The sequence below is a fragment of the Marinifilum breve genome (assembly GCF_003202155.1).
Taxonomy (GTDB): Bacteria; Bacteroidota; Bacteroidia; order Bacteroidales; family Marinifilaceae; genus Marinifilum; species Marinifilum breve.
Genome location: NZ_QFLI01000002.1, coordinates 223774 through 244633 on the forward strand (window position 1 = coordinate 223774; position 20860 = coordinate 244633).

17 protein-coding genes are annotated in these 20860 nt (G+C 34.9%); 8 read left to right on the forward strand and 9 right to left on the reverse strand.

Annotated elements, in window-relative coordinates; genetic code table 11:
- Positions 1-180 precede the first annotated feature (180 nt).
- The 8 genes from proB to DF185_RS05095 all read left to right on the forward strand — a co-directional run bounded on the left by proB (position 181) and on the right by DF185_RS05095 (position 9188).
- Positions 181-1251 carry a glutamate 5-kinase gene (gene proB, locus DF185_RS05060; RefSeq protein ID WP_110359653.1) on the forward strand — a complete coding sequence of 357 codons (1071 nt, stop codon included), beginning with the start codon at positions 181-183 and terminating at the stop codon, positions 1249-1251.
- A gap of 54 nt (positions 1252-1305) precedes the next feature.
- Positions 1306-2553, forward strand: coding sequence for a glutamate-5-semialdehyde dehydrogenase (locus tag DF185_RS05065; protein WP_110359654.1), 1248 nt, complete (start codon positions 1306-1308; stop codon positions 2551-2553).
- Positions 2554-2659: 106 nt separating this feature from the next.
- Positions 2660-3964: a cryptochrome/photolyase family protein gene (locus DF185_RS05070; protein WP_110359655.1), complete on the forward strand. Its 1305-nt coding sequence runs from the start codon at positions 2660-2662 to the stop codon at positions 3962-3964.
- Between the two features lie 181 nt (positions 3965-4145).
- Positions 4146-4688, forward strand: coding sequence for an RNA polymerase sigma factor (locus DF185_RS05075; RefSeq protein WP_133249955.1), 543 nt, complete (start codon positions 4146-4148; stop codon positions 4686-4688).
- A gap of 11 nt (positions 4689-4699) precedes the next feature.
- Positions 4700-5500 carry a HEAT repeat domain-containing protein gene (locus DF185_RS05080; protein ID WP_110360126.1) on the forward strand — a complete coding sequence of 267 codons (801 nt, stop codon included), beginning with the start codon at positions 4700-4702 and terminating at the stop codon, positions 5498-5500.
- Positions 5501-5563: 63 nt separating this feature from the next.
- On the forward strand, positions 5564-6355 hold the full coding sequence (locus DF185_RS05085; RefSeq protein ID WP_110359657.1) for a DUF4097 family beta strand repeat-containing protein: 792 nt from the start codon (positions 5564-5566) through the stop codon (positions 6353-6355).
- Positions 6356-6487: 132 nt separating this feature from the next.
- Positions 6488-7186: a DUF4097 family beta strand repeat-containing protein gene (locus DF185_RS05090; RefSeq protein ID WP_110359658.1), complete on the forward strand. Its 699-nt coding sequence runs from the start codon at positions 6488-6490 to the stop codon at positions 7184-7186.
- 202 nt (positions 7187-7388) lie between these two features.
- Positions 7389-9188, forward strand: coding sequence for a MutS-related protein (locus DF185_RS05095; RefSeq protein WP_110359659.1), 1800 nt, complete (start codon positions 7389-7391; stop codon positions 9186-9188).
- A gap of 196 nt (positions 9189-9384) precedes the next feature.
- On the opposite strand, the gene DF185_RS05100 is transcribed toward DF185_RS05095, so the two are convergent.
- The 9 genes from DF185_RS05100 to DF185_RS05140 all read right to left on the reverse strand — a co-directional run bounded on the left by DF185_RS05100 (position 9385) and on the right by DF185_RS05140 (position 20856).
- The gene (locus DF185_RS05100; RefSeq protein WP_110359660.1) at positions 9385-11559 is read right to left on the reverse strand and encodes a hypothetical protein; all 2175 of its coding nucleotides are present in this window, start codon (positions 11557-11559) and stop codon (positions 9385-9387) included.
- On the reverse strand, positions 11522-12562 hold the full coding sequence (locus DF185_RS05105; RefSeq protein ID WP_110359661.1) for a hypothetical protein: 1041 nt from the start codon (positions 12560-12562) through the stop codon (positions 11522-11524). The genes DF185_RS05100 and DF185_RS05105 overlap by 38 nt, the downstream gene beginning before the upstream one ends.
- A gap of 553 nt (positions 12563-13115) precedes the next feature.
- Entirely contained in the window at positions 13116-13916 is an 801-nt protein-coding gene (gene lgt, locus DF185_RS05110; protein ID WP_110359662.1) for a prolipoprotein diacylglyceryl transferase, read from the reverse strand.
- A 278-nt stretch (positions 13917-14194) separates the two neighbouring features.
- Entirely contained in the window at positions 14195-17488 is a 3294-nt protein-coding gene (gene secA, locus DF185_RS05115) for a preprotein translocase subunit SecA (RefSeq protein ID WP_110359663.1), read from the reverse strand.
- A 101-nt stretch (positions 17489-17589) separates the two neighbouring features.
- On the reverse strand, positions 17590-17976 hold the full coding sequence (locus tag DF185_RS05120) for a hypothetical protein (protein ID WP_133249956.1): 387 nt from the start codon (positions 17974-17976) through the stop codon (positions 17590-17592).
- Between the two features lie 184 nt (positions 17977-18160).
- Complete coding sequence (locus tag DF185_RS05125; RefSeq protein ID WP_165835946.1) at positions 18161-18607, reverse strand: nuclear transport factor 2 family protein; 447 nt, start codon at positions 18605-18607, stop codon at positions 18161-18163.
- 171 nt (positions 18608-18778) lie between these two features.
- Positions 18779-19276, reverse strand: a complete 498-nt coding sequence (locus tag DF185_RS05130; protein ID WP_207784585.1) for a ferritin — start codon at positions 19274-19276, stop codon at positions 18779-18781.
- Between the two features lie 137 nt (positions 19277-19413).
- Positions 19414-19923, reverse strand: coding sequence for a ferritin (locus DF185_RS05135; protein WP_110359666.1), 510 nt, complete (start codon positions 19921-19923; stop codon positions 19414-19416).
- 546 nt (positions 19924-20469) lie between these two features.
- A complete protein-coding gene (locus DF185_RS05140) occupies positions 20470-20856 on the reverse strand; it encodes a DUF2023 family protein (RefSeq protein WP_207784586.1) in 387 nt (128 codons plus the stop codon).
- Between the last annotated feature and the right edge of the window lie 4 nt (positions 20857-20860).

A 20860-nucleotide genomic window follows, 5' to 3' on the forward strand; every position in this document is an offset into this window, starting at 1 on the left:
GTGGGTACGATAATTTATTAGCAGTTGAAGTATTGCTTTAAGTAGTAAGTTACTACGAGATAGGCATACAAGTACTTATTGTATTTTTTTGAAAAATATGCAATACAGTTATTTGCATCTTGCAGCCCCAAAATTAAGGTCGCAGGATGAAATTTCGTACACCATAGTAAATCAAACATCATGAAGCGAATTTGTATCAAAATAGGCTCAAATGTACTTACCAAAAGTAATGGGCAAATCGACAAGCAGAGAATAAAAAATATTGTATTTCAGATATCAGAATTAAAAAAGTTAGGATACCAATGCATCCTTGTATCATCAGGAGCCGTAGCTGTTGGTAGAAATAAAATAAAGTTGGATCAAAAAACAGATACCATTTCGGCACGGCAGGTATGGTCATCGGTTGGACAGGTTGAGCTGCTAAACATCTATTCAAAATATTTAAATGAACACAACTTGCAATGTGCACAAGTTTTGGTTACAAAGCAGGATTTTAGAACTAGAGAGCACTATTTGAATATGAAAAACTGTATCAGCTCCCTACTATCCAATGAGGTCTTACCAGTAATCAACGAAAATGATGCCGTTTCAGTTACCGCTTTGATGTTTACCGATAACGATGAGCTTTCTGGTCTTATCGCATCGATGATGGACTGTAAGGCACTTTATCTGTTGAGCAATATTAATGGGATCTATACGGGAAATCCAGAAGATCCTAATGCAAAACTGCTGAAAACCATTAATGGAGATATCAACCGACTTAAACAGTATATCACTACAAAAAAATCAAATTTTGGGCGTGGAGGAATGCTTACCAAATGTAGTATTGCAGGAAGAATTGCAAAATCAGGAATACCTGTGCACATTGCCAATGGTTCAATGGATAATATTGTTTTGGATTTAATAGCAGATCATGAAAACGTGGATCATACCGAATTTATAGCATATAAAAAAGCATCAACAGTAAAGCAATGGTTAGCAGGATCCGATGGATTCGAGAAAGCCCATGTAATGATCAACCCTGGTGCTGAAGAAGCTTTAAATTCAAACAATGCCACAAGTTTGTTACCTATTGGTATAACTGAAATTAAAGGAACTTTTGAAAAGGGAGACATTGTAAAAATCATGAATCAAGCAGGTAAAGTCTTGGGTTTAGGTAAAACCTCTTACAACAAAATCAAAGCTGAGCAACATATTGGTAAAAGTGGAGCAAGACCATTGGTTCATTACGACTTTTTATTTTTATATTAACAATTAATTTACTGACAATTACACACCTTTACCTTATATATAAATTCAAATACCATGAATACCATTGAACAATTCCATAAAATCAAAGAAGCATCGAGAAAAATGCCTCTTTTATCTACCCAAAAGATTGATGCAGTTCTTTTGAAACTATCCAAAGCAATTGTTGATTCCAGCTCTGCTATTTTGGAAGCAAACCAAAAGGATTTGGATCGCATGTCGACTTACGATCCAAAGTATGATCGATTATTACTAAATCAAGAGAGAATAAATGGCATTGCTAGCGATGTAGAAAATGTTGCCGGATTAGATTCTCCACTGGGACGTAAATTATCTGAAAAGAGGCTGAAGAATGGTTTGCTTATAGAAAAGATAAGCGTTGCTTTGGGCATTGTTGGCGTTATTTATGAAGCCAGACCAAATGTAAGCATTGATGTTTTTGCACTTTGCTTAAAATCGGGAAATGCTTGTGTTTTAAAAGGCGGAAGTGATGCCATGTACTCCAATCAGGCCATTGTGAAGATCATTAAAAACACATTGGAAGAAGAGGAAATCAATCCGGAAATTATTCAGTTGTTATCGCCTGAGCGAGAAGCTGCAGTGGAGCTAATGAATGCACAAGGATTTGTGGATGTTCTGATTCCACGAGGATCACAGAATTTAATCTACTCGGTTCGTGAAAATTCTAAAATTCCAGTAATTGAAACTGGTGCTGGCATTGTGCACACCTATTTCGACAAAGATGGAGATCTTGAAAAAGGGAAAAATATCGTTTACAATGCCAAAACAAGACGTGTAAGCGTTTGTAATGCCCTTGACTGTCTCATTGTCCATTCCGATAGAATCAATGATCTTCCGGAGCTTGTAAATCAGTTAAAAGATAAAAATGTAGAAATCTATGCAGATCAAGAATTGTTTGACATTCTGAAAGGCTCATATACCGATCAGCTATTACACCAAGCAGATGAAAATTCATATGGAACAGAGTACTTAAGTCACAAAATGTCAATCAAAACAGTAAATAATTTTGAATCAGCTTTAGATCACATATACAAGTACAGTTCAAAGCACAGTGAAGCCATTATTAGCGAGAACAAAGAAACTGTAAATACCTTTTACTCAATGGTTGATGCAGCTGCTATTTACTCTAACACATCAACTGCATTTACCGATGGTGCACAATTTGGTTTAGGAGCTGAAATTGGTATCAGTACGCAGAAACTTCATGCCAGAGGACCTATGGCTTTGGAGGAATTGTGCTCTTACAAATGGATTATTACCGGCGACGGACAAACAAGAATTTAAGTTCTCATGCCCGAACAAAATGCAGATTGTTCGGGCATTTTTTTATCACCAATATTGAACATTTTCTGGTTAATATTGTATTAAGAAAAAACAATAAACCACAATAATGGATAAATACGCTCTAATTTGGCTTAGAAGAGATTTAAGATTGCACGATAATGCAGCAATTTATCACGCTTTACAATCGAAGTACAAACTTTTATTCTACTTCAATTTCGATACAGAAATATTAGATCAACTTGAAAACAGAAATGATGCTCGAGTAAATTTCATTCACACCGAACTTCAAAAAATCAACCAACAACTTTCACAACTGGGATCTTCCTTAATCGTGAAGCATGGGCTGGCACAGGAATGCCTACTACAGGTAATTAATGAATATCCAATAGCGAAGATCTATACAAATAAGGATTACGAGCCGTTCGCTACGTCCAGAGACATAAACTGCAAAGACATTTGTGAATCTCAACAAATAGAATTTCAACTTTTCAAGGACCAAGTCATTTTTGAAGAGAACGAAATCCTAAAAAAAGATGGAAAACCCTATACGGTTTATACCCCTTACATGAAGAAATGGCGTTCTGAGTTTAATTCAAAAGATCATCTACCCTATTCCTATGAACTAAACTCCTCGAACATTACACAAGTTGAGTACCAGGAAATCCCATCTTTATCTGAGATTGGTTTTGCTGAATCTTCAATTGAGATCCCTACAATTAACTTGTCTGAAAATATGCTCAACAATTATGATGCTCGTAGAAATTTTCCTGCCTTAAAAGCCACTTCAAACCTGGGTATTCATCTTCGTTTTGGAACCATTAGTGTTCGTCAGGCAGTACAAGAAGCATTAAAAGGTGATGACCAATTTTTAAATGAGCTTATCTGGCGAGAATTTTTCATGCAGATCTTAGTCAACTTCCCAAAAGTTGAAAGCGAATGCTTTAAACCAGCTTACAACAATATTCAATGGTTGAATAATGAAGAAGAGTTTGAACTATGGTCAAATGGTGAAACAGGCTTTCCGATTGTGGATGCCGGCATGAGAGAATTAAAGGCCACAGGCAACATGCACAATCGCGTTAGAATGATTGTTGCCAGTTTTTTAGTTAAAGACCTCTTAATAGATTGGCGTTGGGGTGAAGCTTATTTTGCCAATCATTTGCTCGATTACGATCAGGCAGCCAATAATGGCAATTGGCAATGGGTAGCAGGTTGCGGCTGTGATGCTGCTCCATATTTCAGGGTATTCAATCCAATTGAGCAGCAGAAGAAATTCGATCCTGATTTTACCTACATTAAAAAATGGGTGCCTGAATTCGGGACTGATGCCTATCCAAAGCCAATGATCGATCACAAATTTGCAAGAATCAGAGTTTTAGAAACGTTTAAAAAGGCTCTCGATGCATTATAATATTTTATTTCCACATAATCTTCAAACAGTTATCTCGTAAAATATCAACAATTTACGAATCTAGAATAACTGTATCTCGGATTTTTTTCAAGAAAATTTTAACTTGCCTTGTAACCATTCCAACATTAGCGGGTAACCAATACAGAACTAAGAACAAAACACGCTAGCAATTAATTTTATTGTGAAGAAAAAAGATGACGAACAATTAATGATTTTGGTAAGATCTGGTGAATTGAATGCATTATCACCTTTGTTCGAGAAATACCATCTAAGACTATATAATTTCTTTCTGAGATTGACAAAAAACCAATCCATTAGTGAAGATCTTGTACAGTCGGTATTTAGAAGAATATTGACCTATCGAAAGACTTATAATGAACAACACAAATTCCGATCATGGATGTATCAGATTGCAAGAAATGTTCATGCAAATTATTATCGGAATAATAAATTATTGATTTCAGACTTTAGTGAACCTGAAAAAATAGAATATGAAACCGATTCGGCCATAGAAGAAATGGAAAAGGAATCCAGAAAGAGAATCTTATATGAGGCGATGGACGGACTACAAACAGATCAAAAAGAGATCATAGAGCTCAGTAGATTTCAAGGTTTAAAATACCGTGAAATAGCCGAAATAACAGGCCTAAGCGAAACAGCTGTGAAAGTAAAAGCCCACAGGGCAATCAACAAGCTAAGAGAACTTTATTTTAAACTGGCTTAAATTAAACAAGAATGAATTGCAAATACATAGAAGATCTTCTGATAGAATATTTAGACAACAATTTGAATCAGGAACAGGCCAATGAAGTTGAAAGCCATCTTACCTCTTGTGAAAATTGCAGGAATGAATACGAACATGCCAAACAATTTTTGCATATGATAAATGATATTGAGGATGAACAGCCAAGTGCTAATTTAAGTATGAAGTTCAACCAATTATTAGAAGAGGAGAAAGAAAATCAGCGACAGGAATCGAATCAATTTACGGATCAAAAACAAAACAATTATAAATTTGGTGAATTCCTGAAGTATGCAGCAGCTATTCTTATCATTTTCGGAGTTGGGTTTTTATTAGGTAAAAACTTACCCTCTACCAATGATCAAAGCATGGTGATTGCAAGTTTGCAATCGGATTTAAATAATATGAAGCAAAATTTAACAATGGCTACTTTGAAGCAACCAACCAGTAGCCAGAGATTAAAGGCTGTTAACATTTTGGAGAAGCAAGATGTCGCAGATGATAAAGTTTTGTCTGTATTGGTTCAAACCTTACAAAGTGATGCCAATGTAAACGTTAGAATGGCAGCAGCAAATGCACTAACCAAATTCGCACAGCATCCCTTGGTAAGAAATGCATATCTCGAAGCCTTAAAAAATCAAAAAGAACCTTCTATTCAAATCACTTTGATCAATATACTCATCGATATTCAAGAGAATAGGGCTAAAATCTTACTGGAGGAGATCATGAAAGAAGACAAGAGCCTTCCGGTTGTTAAAGAAATGGCCAAAGAAGGAATTAAAGTTTTTGTTTAGAATAGATTTTGAAATACAATATGCCGGCAGCACAATTAATATCAATTTTTAAAACATCGAATAATGAATACACTGAATAGACTCCTAATTATCTGCTTCCTGATTACAGGGGCATTAAACCTTAAAGCCCAAAATTATGAATTGGAAGTTAGACAAGGCGATCAAATTTGCATTGAAAATCTTCTTGGCGAGATTAAAGTTGAAGAACACACTGGTTCAAAATTGATCATCGAGACGAATTATGTGCAAAAAATACCAGCACGAGCCAAAGGTTTAAAACCAATTTATGGTAGTGGACTAGATGACAACACCAATATTGGAATCAACTCGTCAAAAGAAGGATCAATTCTTACCTTAACGGGATTAGGTAAAGTTACCCAGCACAAATATTACTTCTTTAAAATCCCTAAAGGCGTAAACCTTAAAATTAACTGCAAAAGTCCATTTGCTTCATCAAAAACCATTGAGATTAATAATTTCAGCTCAGAAATAGAAATTAACACCTTAATGCCAAGTGTCAAGCTTGATAAAGTTACAGGTCCTGTAATTCTTGATTTGATTAATGGTAATGTAGACATCAACTTTAATAGAATTAACCAGGAAAGTCCTATTTCTATCTCGGCAATTAATGGTACAGTAGATATTAAAATGCCTTCCAATACGCCGGCCAATATAGCATTGAGTAGCATTAATGGCGAATTCTATACCGATTTTGACATTAAAGTTGATGCAAAAGAAAAAAAAGGTCTTTCGTATGTTGGTGGTGGCAATAAAATTAAAGCCCAAATTAATGGTGGTGGCGTGAATTTTAAAGTAAAAACCATCAACAACAACATTTACCTTAGAAAAAAATAGAGCCAACAGGCTGCTTCGGATCCTTGTTTCATTCTAACTCTTACCAAGTAAAGAGTTATGCTTAAGAAAATGATTTTTTCCCTAGCAGCCTTTTTTGTGCCCTTTTGTTAACCGTTTCAAAACATCAGAAATATGAAAAAATCAATTTATATCACATTATTGTTCATGATGACAACAGTGTTTACATATGGACAGAAAATTGTTGAAAAATCTGTAAAGATCTCATCAGATGAGAAAATCTCTTTGGAGTTTAAATTTGCTGATGACATTAAAATTTCGACCTGGGATAAAAACGAAGTGTATGTTAAAGCTTCTGTTAATATCAATGAAAATGAAGACAATGATGCTTTTCGATTTAATGTAAATTCATTTTCTAAAGGCATCGAAATCGAATCGGAAATTGAAAATATGGAAGATTTGCACAGAACCACAATCATTCAAAGAGAACAGAGCAAAGATGGAAAAACGGAAACCATTACAACCAATTCCATTGACATGGAACTTTTCTTTGAAATAAAACTACCTCGAGATGCCAGATTATCAATCAATACCATTAGTGGTAATATAAGCATTGTTGGCTTACAGAGCAAAATGGAGATAGAAACCATTAGTGGATTCATTGACCTGAGTCTACCAAGCAAGCAACAAGCAGATCTGGTTTTGAATACAATTACTGGTGAAATGTATACCGATTTTGAATTGAATACAAAAAACAAGGGAGAATTAAAACATTACCGCAACGGAAAATTCTCTACATCATTAAATGGTGGCGGTGAGGAAATTTTCCTAAAAACGATAAGTGGTGACATCTTTCTACGAAAAGACAAGTAATACAACTACTTGGTTTCTTCTTACCGAAGATTTGTTATTACCTTTTTTTACACAGCTTAAACCTTTGAGACAATTATAACTCAAAGGTTTTTGTGTGTTATAAGCCTTCTTTTAAATTCAATAACTACTCATTGTAAGAGTAGATTTAGTAGTTTTAGCTTTTCAAAATAAATTAACCTAAAATAGAAGCAAAATTACACCTATGAATCTTGATTTTTATTCAAAACGCATACAGAATTTTAAAGAGGAAGTTCAGCTGTTAAAAAAAGCAAACCGCAAATATTCAGCAATTAGATTGCTTAGTGCAATTGGAGCTTTTGTTCTTTTTTATGTCATTCTTCCCTATTCAATGCCTGCAGCTATTTTTATTGCTGCCATTTTAATTGGAGCGCTGGCCTATTTTGTTCGCAAATACAGCAGAAATGAGAAAAACATCAAGAGGCTTCTGAAATTGATTGAAATCAATGAAAATGAATTGAATTGCCTGAAAACAAGGCATAGTAATCTCTATAGCAATGGCAAGGAGTACGAAATACATAACCATCCTTACAGTTCCGATTTGGACATGTTTGGTGAACACTCCATTTACCAATTGATTAATCGTTGCGTAAGCAAGAGCGGAAATGACTGTTTGTCCTCCTACTTATCTGCTCCAGCCAACAACGACACCATTGCCCAAAGACAAAAAGCCATTCAAGAGTTAAGCAATAAAATAGACTGGCGACAAAATATCATTCAATACGGTTTACAAAGAAAACTAAAGACCGATGATCCTGATTTTGTAGTAGAATGGGGAAAAACTCCATCTCCATTTCATGGCAATAAAAAACTTTTACTTGCAATATCGATCTTGCCTTTTTTATCGCTTCCTGCATTAATTTATGCAATGATAGGTTCTTCCATTCCAATTTTGGTTTTATTGATGATCAGTATTGCAATTCATTACTTTAATTTTAAAAATGTAGGAATTGCTCACAACAGTACATCAAAACGTGCTGATATGCTTAAGATTTATGCGAAAATCATTGAAGAATTTGAATCTGAAGCCTGGCAATCGGAAAAATTGAATGAAATCAAACAAAAGCTAGCGAGTAAGGATATTAAATCCTTTCAAAAGATTAGAAAACTTGGAAAATTAATTGAACTGCTTGATCAGCGATACAACATGTTGGTTCAGATAATGTTCAATCTTCTGTTTTTTTATGAACTACATCTACTCTTCCGTATCAACAAATGGAAAACCAAGTATGGACACGAAATTGAAAACTGGTTTGCAAGTATTGGTGAAATTGAAGCTTTAAGCAGCATGGCCAACCTAAGCTTTAATCATCCGGAATGGACTTTCCCAGCAGTTGTTGAGGAGCATTTTAAACTGGAAATGAAAGAAGCTGGTCATCCAATGATTGATGAAAGCAAGCGTGTTTGCAACGATTATGAAATGCAAGGTCCTGGAATGGTTCACATTGTTACAGGTTCGAATATGGCAGGAAAAAGTACTTTTTTGCGCACCATTGGAGTGAATGTGGTTCTTGCTTTGAGTGGAGCACCTGTTTGCGCTAAAGAAATGTTGGTTTCAAATGTTGAAGTAAATACTTCCATGCGAATTAAAGATTCAATTGAAGAAAACGAATCCTCGTTCTATGCCGAACTGAAAAGAATTCAGCAGGTATTAGATAAGGTAAACAAAAAAGAAAATGCATTACTTTTACTTGATGAGATATTAAGAGGAACCAATTCCAAAGACAAACATACCGGGTCGGCTGCTTTAATCAAGCAATTGGTGAAATACAATGCAGTAGGATTGGTTGCCACCCACGACTTGGAATTGTCGGTGTTGGAAGATGAATTGCCTGGTCATGTAGAAAACAGGTTCTTCGACATTAAAATCGATGGTGAACAATTGTACTTCGATTACAAAGTTCAGAACGGTGTTTGCAAAACCTTTAACGCCCCTATTTTAATGAAGAAAATGGGGATTGAAATGGAGCTGATTAATGGTTAATTATAAATTTGGTATCCTCACTTAGAGTGAGGTTACCAATAAATGATCACTATCAAACAAATCTCCTATTGATAACCCCACTTTGAGTGGGGATATTAAATTAAAAAGCATACAAAAAAATCCGAACCAAATTGGTTCGGATTTTTTGTATGATCGCTAATGCGCTTTATTTATTTTCTAATTGCCAAAACAATTACTAGTTTACGTAAAACTGAAAGTATTTGCACTCCTCAATAATTCTTTCATAAAACTCAGTGTCCTTATATTCCTCTTTTAATTTTAAGAATTCATCCCGATATCCCCTGTTCTGCATATCTTTTTCCTTAAGATCACTTTTCCAATAAAGGTTTTCCCTATTATCTGTTAAATATTTATTCTGATTGGCTTTGGCTGCCAGGTAGTAACATTTTGCCTTCATTTCCTTATCATCCGACATCTTTGCTGCCTTTAAGAAATTTTGATAGGCATCAGTACAATCAAAACTGCCTGTATAATAGCCTCCCGACCAATAATACGCTTTAGCATTCCATGCATAACCAAAATAAGAGGTATTGTATTGTGCATTACCCAACAAATAATAATCCATGGCTGTTGCTCTTCCTTCTTTTATTGCGTTGTTTATTGAATAAAGTGTCTGAGCTAGCTTTAGCTTACCATATCCTACATTTTTAAGCAATTGGGTATCTCTATCGTTAATTAAATAATTAAACGGATTTGCGGACAAATAAAAAGTTTGGCTGCTTGCTTTGTATTCTTCACTCAGTTCTGATAAAACATCTACTGCCAAATCATTTTCATTATCTGCAAGGTAAGATGTTCCAAGCATTTCCTTTAAATATTCAGAGTTTGTACTATAGTGATTTTTTAAAATGTAACTAGAGAACCAAGTCAACTCCTCTTGATTGTCTGCCAAATCGACCAAAGCTTTCAATTTTTCCGTATCCAGTTCGGTACGCAAGTCATACATTCTTTCATCTACATTTAGCGGATATGGCAGTTTGTTAGATGAATGACTCATGAAGAAATATGCAAAATCTTTTACTTCCACATTCCAAGTGGCCTTCATTTCATTTTGTCGCTGAATAGGACTTTTGCTGTTATCGGTTATTAGCAAAAGGTTCTCAATAATATCAAGCTGATTCTTAAAAGCCTCTGGCATGTTTTTAGAAAGAAGAGTAATCTGTTCTCTAACGCCATCGAAATCTTGCTTTAAGAAGTTCGTATACAAATAACTTATCCTCCAAAAATCAATATTCTTAATTTGCTTTTCATCAATACATTTAGATAAAAATCGATTAAACTTTTGTAGATAATCACTTAACTTTTGATTGATGTTTGATTTGTTGAAATACAACTGATAAAAGACATTCTCAGCTTCTTTATTCTGCAAATAAATTGATTCTATTTTATTTATTTCTCTGCAAATTAAAATTGGTAAATATTCCGATTTTGGATTAATCTGATACAAAGAATCAAGATCGGCAAGAGCAACACTACCCAATTGCGAAGCTCTCATAAAGTACATGCTTTCTTTTTGTTTATCGGTATCACAAGCATTTAATAGCTCATGCCATTCCTCGTCGGTATCAATTTTAACACTACAATAACTCGAAAACCTTTTACCAGGACTATTCAAAAATACTTCAATAAAGTTTTTTCTACCTTCAGCTGCCAACCCTTTTATAATCTGTACTCCTGCAATATGATCCAGGGTCCAATAATACATGATTGATTTTTTGTTCTTTGCCAGTTTGGTGTTCCAAAATGCAAGGCATTCATCATATTTTTCGCCATGACGCATTAACTTCACCAACTGAAAACCGAATCTTTCTTTCAGGAATGAATTGCTGCAAGTCTCAAACATAGCCATACCTTTCTCTATTATTTGATTGTAAACCTTAAGGTCCTTCTCTTCTGCTTCCTCCCAATAATAAACAAATCGTGGATTACAATGCTGCTCGCACTCTTTTGCAAATAATAAATAGTCAAAAATTTGGGTATCATTGGCAATTACCCATTTTAATACCTTATTACTTGCCTGACTTGGATTATTCTTGGCCTTTTTTAAATCATCCTCCGAAAGCTTGTAGATGAATTGCTTTAATTCTTCATCATCAAAAGATACAGGGAAATAAGCTTTCCATAGTTTTAAATTTTCGTCGTACTCATTCTGCTGCGGATACCACACCGAAATATTCGACCATGGCTCATCACTAAAGGTTATTGATGCAAACTCCTGGTCTGCAATCATATATTTGGGCTTAAATAACCTAAAATAGGTTTCATATTCCTCCCAACCACCACAAGCTTTGGAAGGCAAACAAAAGATCGTGCTAATTAATAACAGCATTAAAACTTTCAAAATCTTCATCTGTATATAATTGTTTAATGTTATTGAATAAGTGATAATAAATTACTTTGTCCGGATTTAGATATTCATTGTTTCGAATCAACTTTAATCCTTCCTCAATTTCCTTGGCATCAATTCGATCCACTCTTAGCACATCGCCTTCGTACAAATACAAACCCTTCCAGTAGCCATTTTTATTGATTTTATATTTATTCTGACTCAACTTTGTAAAATGCTCTTTCGCAGAATTGAGGTTTTCAATATCGGGATGGTGAATAATTTTAACAGCCTTTCCAAATCGAAATACCAAAGCCCAGCTAAATGTTGGCATGGCAACATCTAAATGCAAAGGATAAGGAGCTTTTACCTTGAGATATTGCTTCAAAATATCATTACTATAAATAGCATTGCTTGCTTCACTATCCTCAAAATCGCCCATATTATAAACCATCAGACTCCCTTTGTCAACCGGTGGAATGCCTGTTTTTTCAGGATATTTAAACTGATGAAGTCGAATGGTAGCAGAAATTGTACCAAACTGAGGCAAATATTTTTTTAATTGCTTCAAATAAGCAAAGTAATGTACACGAGTGCTAGGAGTCCAGTCACAATCGATTTGAATTTCATCTCCAAATGCAATGTCCTGCGTATTTTCAATATAATTGATATGGGCAGCAGTTCGATGAGCCAATGAATCTACAGCTGCAAAATCGATGTTTTTAAAACTTCTATTGGTAATAAAAATGCAGGGAATAACACTAATATTCTCAGGCAATTGATTCTTAACATGTAGGCTCGACAGAAATGCAGGAGCTTTACTTTTATCCTTAAAATCGATATCAAATATTCTTACATACAACTCATTTGCATTGAAGTCTTGCAAAAGTTGAGTTTCGTCTGTATTCAAATCAAGCGTTTGCTCCCAATGATAAAAGGTGCAGATACGCTCCTTTTTATTACAACCAACCAATAGCGCCAATATCGTTATAACAATTACGATACGATTTATCTTAAAATACCACATTTTGCTACTCTTAAGTTTATTTTCTTCGCAAAGGTAAAGTTATTTTAAATGTATTTTACATTAGATTATTTTTTTATAACAAATAAATCATTTGAGCTTAAATCAAGTACAGATATCAAGAAATATGCTCTTCTCATTTATTAATATAGTCTTCATTAAACGATGAAAGGTCAAAAGAATAATCTTTCACTCTTTCATAAAATGATGAAAAGCCAAAAGGACAAACTTTCACGCTTTCATTAAATGATGAAAGGCCAAAAGGATAAACTTTCATGCTTTCATTAAACGATGAAAGACCAAAAGGACAAACTTTTATGCTTTCATTAAATGATGACGCTAAAAAAATGCATTTTGGTTTTCATTAAATGATAATTGCAATTGTGCGATATTTTAAAATGTAATTTGATATTCTCACTCTTATTGAGGTCGCCAATAAAAACTTATATACCTCTCTATTGATAATCCCACTTGGAGTGGGAATATCAAACATATAAGCACAAAAAAATCCGAACCAAACTGGCCCGGATTTTTTATATCATCTCAATGATGAGATTTATGCGATTTTCTTCTTCAGATTTGTAAGTACAAAGTAAGATCCCAATAATACAAACGGAATACTTAACCATTGTCCCATATTTAAAGCCATACCTTCTTCGAATGCTTCCTGATTTTCTTTGATGAACTCGATAAAGAAACGAGCTGTAAAAATCAATACCAAGAATGCACCGAAAATCATACCCGAACGTTGTTTTGCATCGGTTTTCCAATACATAAACATTAGTACACCAAAAGAAATCAAGTAACAAATTGCTTCGTACAATTGTGCTGGATGACGAGGTGCTTGTGGGTCTTCAATAGATGCTCTTACAAACTCGAATCCCCATGAAACGGTTGTTTTTACACCAATAATTTCAGAATTCATCAGATTACCCAAACGAATGAAACATCCTGCCAAGGCAACCGGAATTACAACGTAATCCAGAATCCACAGAATTGATTTTTTGCTTACTTTTTTCGAATAGAACCACAATGCGGCGATAATACCAATTGCAGCACCATGAGAGGCTAATCCTCCACGCCATACCTTTATAATTTCTGCCGGATGTTGTGAGTAGAATTCCCATCCATAAAAGAAAACATGACCTAATCGTGCTCCTACTACGGTAGCAATCATGGTATACAAGAACAATTTATCAAGCCATTCTAACTTGATTCCATCCTTCTTAAACATTTTTTCAACGATATAGTATCCCAACAAAAAGCCAAGAGCAAAAAGCAATCCGTACCAACGAACGGAAAAGGAACCTATCGTAAAAATTTCGGGTTTTACATCCCAAAGGATTGATAGTAACATATTTTATAATTTTAGTCTCAAGATTTAAGAGAAAAAGTATCAAGAAGAATTAACTTACTTGATACTTTGTACTTTATACATCACGTCAAATTTAGCATTATTTGTTAATTATCAGCTCAATTTAACGTAAACTAAAAATCTTATTTTACAATGCACCCCTCTGTCCTATCGGACATCTCCCCTAAAAGGAGAGAAATCAAAAATCAATGTTTTCCCTTTTAGGGAAAATGTCTACAGACAAAAGGGTGTAGTATTTGAATTCCTACTAGTAATGTAAATTAAGCAGGAACACCTTTACCGTGACATTGCTTGAATTTCTTACCGCTACCACAAGGACAAGGCTCGTTACGTCCTACTTTCTGAACGTTTCTAACTGGTTCAGCCTTTTTAGGAGCTTCTCTTCTACCATCAGAACCCAATTCTTCTTTAGAAGTTTTCAGGTTGCTCATATCGCGCTTACGCTCTTCAGCCTGACGAACTTCTTCTGGATCTTGCAATGGAATATGGCCTTTCATTAAGCTGGCAACCACTTTCTTGTTCACTTCCTCAACCATTGCTTTAAATAGGTTGAACGACTCAAACTTGTAAATCAAAAGTGGATCTTTTTGCTCGTATGATGCATTCTGAACGGATTGCTTCAAGTCATCCATTTCACGCAAGTGCTCTTTCCAAGATTCGTCAATAGTTGCCAAAATCGAAACTTTCTCGAAAGACCTCATTACATCTTCAGCTTCAGTATCGTAAGCCTTCTTCAAATGAGTAACTACATTAAACATCTTAGAACCATCAGAAAATGGAACTACAATATTTTCGTACAACTCACCTTTCGATTCGTAAACATTCTTGATTACGGGATATGCTTGCTTCGCAATAGCATCTGTCTTTCTATTGTAGGTATCCATTACAACCTCATTAATCTTCTCAGCAATTACTTCAGGAGATTCTTTCAGGAACTCTTCCTCAGTAACTGGAGATTCTATTGAGAAGGTACGGATCAAGTCCATTTTAAACTCTTCGAAATCGCCACCATGATTTTCATTGGCAATCACTTCAGAAACATCATACATCATATTGGCAATATCCACCTGGATACGCTCTCCGAACAATGCGTGACGGCGACGCTTGTAGATTACCTCACGCTGAGAGTTCATTACATCATCATATTCAAGCAAACGCTTACGAATACCAAAGTTGTTCTCCTCTACCTTCTTCTGAGCACGCTCAATAGACTTGGTAATCATACTGTGCTGAATCACCTCTCCTTCTTCAAGACCCATGCGGTCCATTAGCTTCACGATACGATCTGAGCTAAACAAACGCATCAAATCATCTTCAAGAGATACGAAGAACTGAGAAGAACCTACATCTCCCTGACGACCAGCACGACCACGTAACTGGCGGTCAACACGACGAGAATCGTGACGCTCTGTACCAATAATAGCCAAACCACCAGCAGCTTTTACTTCATCAGTTAATTTGATATCGGTACCACGACCAGCCATATTGGTTGCAATAGTTACCGTACCTGCCTTACCTGCTTCTGCTACAATATCTGCCTCTCTCTGATGCAATTTCGCATTCAGTACATTATGCTTGATTCCACGAATCTTAAGCATTCTACCCAACAATTCCGAAATCTCAACCGAAGTTGTACCTACCAATACCGGACGACCTGCATTTACCAATGCAACAATCTCTTCGATAACAGCAGCATACTTCTCACGCTTGGTTTTGTATACCAAATCATCACGGTCATCACGTGCAATTGGTTTGTTGGTTGGAATAACAACAACCTCTAACTTGTAAATATCCCATAATTCACCTGCTTCGGTTTCCGCAGTACCTGTCATACCCGAAAGCTTGTGATACATTCTAAAGTAGTTCTGAAGGGTAATGGTAGCGAATGTTTGAGTAGCTGCCTCAATCTTCACATTTTCCTTCGCTTCAATTGCCTGGTGCAAACCATCTGAGTAACGACGGCCTTCCATAATACGACCAGTCTGCTCATCAACAATCTTCACTTTACCATCCATCAACACGTACTCTACATCTTTTTCGAATAAAGTATATGCTTTCAACAACTGGTTTACCGTATGAACACGTTCAGTTTTAACCGAGTATGATTGGATCATTTCATCCTTTTTTCTCAGTTTCTCTTCATCAGGAAGATTTGATTTCTCAATTTCATTGATTTCAGTACCAATATCTGGCAATACAAAAAATCCTGTATCATCGGTATCAGCACTTAGTAAATCGATACCCTTATCGGTCAATTCAATAGAGTTATGCTTTTCGTCGATAACAAAATACAACTCATCAGTAATGATGTGCATGTTCTTGTTATTCTCCTGCATGTAGAAGTTCTCTGTTTTTAATAAAGTTGCTTTATTACCTTGTTCACTCAAGTACTTAATTAAAGGTTTCATTTTTGGTAAACCTTTAAAAGTTCTCAATAACAACTTCGCTCCTTCTTCCTGCTCTTTCTTATCTTCGCTATTCAACAATTTCTTCGATTCGGTAAAAATCTTCATTACCAAGTCGTTTTGAGCCTTTACAATTTTCTGAACCTGAGGTTTCAACGCATCAAACTGCTGATTGTCGCCACGTGGAATTGGACCTGAGATAATTAATGGAGTACGCGCATCATCAACCAATACCGAGTCAACCTCGTCGACGATTGAATAGTTGTGACGACGCTGAACCAAATCCTTAGGATTGGTAGCCATATTATCACGTAGGTAGTCAAACCCAAATTCATTATTGGTACCGAAAGTAATATCTGAAGCATAAGCTTTTCTACGCTCATCTGAGTTTGGAGAGTGCTTATCAATACAATCAACTGACATTCCGTGGAATTGGTACAAAGGTCCCATCCACTCCGAGTCACGTTTTGCAAGGTAATCATTCACTGTTACTACATGAACACCACGACCAGTCAATGCATTCAAGAATACAGGTAAGGTTGCCACCAATGTTTTACCTTCCCCTGTTGCCATCTCAGCAATTTTACCTTGATGAAGAACAGTACCACCAATCAGCTGTACATCATAGTGAATCATGTCCCATACAATCTCATTACCTCCAGCAGTCCATGAATTGAAGAATACGGCTTTGTCTCCATCAATTTGAACATTATCGAAGTGAGGAGCCAAATCGCGGTCGAACTGAGTTGCTGTAACTTCAATTTCCTCATTCTCGGTTAAACGACGAGCAGTATCCTTTACAACCGCAAAAGCTGTTGGTAAAATTTGTTCCAATACCTCTTCGATTTTCTCATCGATTTGTCCTTCAATCTTATCAATCTGATCGTAAATATCTTCCTTCTCATTAACAGAAAGTCCACCATTTTCGATCTTGTCTTTCAAGGATTTAATCTGATCATTTTCAGCTTGTACGTAATCTTGAATACGTTGCTTTAATTTTGCAGATTCTTCACGAATTCCATCGTGACTAAGTGTTGTAACTCTATCATATTCAGCTTTAATCTTTGCCAAATAAGGAGTTAATTCTTTTAAGTCTCTGTCTGATTTGTTACCAAACAGTTTTCCTAACGTTTTATCTAGAAAACCCATAATGATTTATTGATTTCAATATTGAATGCAGTCCTCTACGAATAGAAGAAGCTAAAATGTATTTAAAATAGAAAATCGGCTCAAGCCTGAACCTTAACGAATTAGCAGGAATAACCAGGAGCACGAATAGGATTATCGCGCTTAACAACTTGGCTAAAACATGGTTCTGAATAAGGTAAATATCCTTTTATATCCTCAGGTTCAGGATAATTCAGAAATTTTAATTGCTGGTTTAATGCAGGAATTTTAGGCAAATCATTCAATACAGATAATTCTTCTGCATTTGAAAAACATGAACCTGCCAATTGTTCTTGCTCTACATTTACCAGAATTGGCGAAGCAAATGCTTCATCCAGATTTTGAACATGATCGGCGTACCATTCAGCAAATAGCTCATTGTCCACAGTAAAATCCTGAACATTGGCCATAGGAACGGCTGCCGCACATCCTGTGAGCACACAAAAAACTACTATGAGGTATCTATTCATATCCATCGAGACCAAAAGTAGAAATTTTTATTGGTTTAATGGTGGTTTTATTGAAAATAATTTGATTAAGTATTTTGAACTCAAATTAATGCTTAGCAGGTTTGATATTTAAATCGTAAATACAGCATTAATGCTGTATCTACATATATCCCAAGCAATCAATTGCCTCACAGCAATTAAATTACTAATAAAGTCGATTTTCACCTCTTCTCTCAAACTCTTTTTGACCGATTTTTTGACCATTAATAATGGTAGTATCCCAATCCTGAACGATTTTCCATTGGCCAGCAATCTTTTTAAGAACAATATGAAATTGCCCGTAATGGATCGTGCATTCATCATCAATTTTTGTTGCTATTTTATAATAGCCAACCTCATAAGAGGTATCTGAATTTGTATGCCTGCTTTCAAACCAAAAATCCAGTTTTACAATGGCAGACTTCTCCTTAAGCATTTCAAATCTTTTAATATTTGCAGTCTTAAAAGAGTTTTCTGTATCAATCCCATTTGGTGTAACTCTTAATGTTTTATCTGCATAGAGATTATTTAATGCTATTGCATCTATCCTTTCAAATGTAGATTTAAACTCTTTCCAAACACTTTGGTCAATGTCATTTTGTATTCTTTCCATATTAATTTGAGCTGAACTTAAACCTGACATACACATGATCAGAAGAAAGATGATGGTTCGCATAACAAAGATTTTCTTCTAAAGATAAACTCTTTTTGCAAATCAGATACAAAAAAAGGATGTCATGGTATTAACCAGACATCCTTTCAAATTGATTTTAACAAACTCATATTACTCCAAAGCTCTAGATCTCATATTATTATCCATCATATACATTCCTTGTCCTTTGGCATCGAACATCTTCAACTGATCCAGAATTTCACTAACCGAAGACTCTTCTTCTACCTGCTCACTTACAAACCAATTTAAAAAGATTTTTGTAGCATGATCCTTTTCTGCATTAGCAACATTAACACATTCATTAATCAGTTCTGTTACTTTTAGTTCGTGTTTATAGGTCTCTTCAAAGACATCTAAAACACCTTTCCAGTCGTGAGGTACCGACGGAATTTGCTCCAATAGCACCCTTCCTCCTCTTTCATTTACATAGTCAAGCATTCTCATAGCATGTCCTGCTTCTTCTTTCGACTGAATCTGCATCCAATGTGCAAATCCAGGATAACCAAGATCTGTCAAATAATTTGACATCGAAAGGTAAAGGTAAGCAGACCAAAACTCCATATTAATTTGCTTATTTAAAACTTCTTGAACCTTTTTGTTGATAATCATTTTGTAAAAATTTTAGTACGACTTAAAAACATACCCAAGAAGTTACAAAATTTATCAGCAACATGAAGTAAAAATTTGATGCATAAAAAAAGCCCCATGATAACATGAGGCTTCGAGATATTTTATCAAGAATATCCTTATTCAGCAGGAGTTACAAATGTTCTTGCTTTAAATTCTTTATCCAACATGTACAATCCTTGTCCTTGGCAGTTGAACATCTTCAATTGATCGATAATTTCCCCAACTGTTGCTTCCTCTTCTACTTGTTCATCAACAAACCACTTCAAGAAGTTTACTGTTGCATGGTCTTTTTCTTCAATAGCAACATTTACACATTCGTTGATCAAGCTAGTTACTTTTTCTTCATGAGCTAATGTTTCTTCGTAAATATTTAAAACACCATCCCATTCAGCAGGAACTTCAGCAATTGGTTGAAGAATAACGCGTCCACCTCTTTCATTCACAAAATCCATCATTTTCATCGCATGGAAAGTTTCTTCTTCAAACTGAACTTTCATCCAGTTTGCGAAACCTGGCATTCCGTTCGCATTAAAATAGTTAGACATTGACAAATAGAAATAAGCCGACCAAAATTCAGCGTTAATCTGCTCATTCAAAATCTTCTCAACATTTTTATTGATAGCCATAATGTATAATCTTTATTGTATTTTCTAATTTCATTCAAATGTAAGGGAAATCTATCAATCCCCTATTTTAGTTTACTAAATTTAATGCTTATTTAAACTCAAACTAAATACTAAACAATTAACAAAGCCGACAGAGCAATTGTTCTAGAAAATTGACAAAAATAATACCCCAACAGAGAAAATCCATTGGGGTAAAACCTAAGTGATGTAGTGAAAACTAACCTATTGCGAACTACATCTATACTACATAACAAAATGGTGAAAATACTACTAAATAACACTAAATATAATTTTAATCATGGCGAGATTAAATATTCAACATCTTGTAATTTTTTGATCATATCTATCCAACTCTAATATCAAACGTCAGGTGATTTGAATAAATTGAACAGTAGCAAAGTAAGCTATATTAAACTGAATCCACAATCACCATATGTTATGATTTTTACACCAAAAAATGCATAAAAAAAATACTCACCAAAGAACAGTATGGCTGTCTAAAGTGAGTATCGAATTAATAGCAAAAGAAAAAATCTTTATATGTTTCTAACCAACTAACTTCGCATTTATAAGTTCGTTATTGATTCCTGTTCGTTTAATATATCTCTCATATTGCTGATTTCTATCATAGCCAAGCATAATTCCCAGAATAAAATCCTGTTCATCTGTGAAATCAGACAATGATTTATCCCCAAAGGATTTTACAATTTGAATGCATTCTTGTTTTCCAAAAAATACATTTATCTTGTTTTCGTTAACAGTTTGCAAAAAATAACTAATTCCTTTACGCTGTAATAAATTTTCTGTTTTTTCCTTCTCACTGCTATGCATGGTGTGCAACACCAAACTTCTTAATCCTTTGTTGTATTCATAAACGTGATGAATCAAAATCTGCATATCCGCAGTCTTATAATCCGAACAAGTTAGTTTCATTATA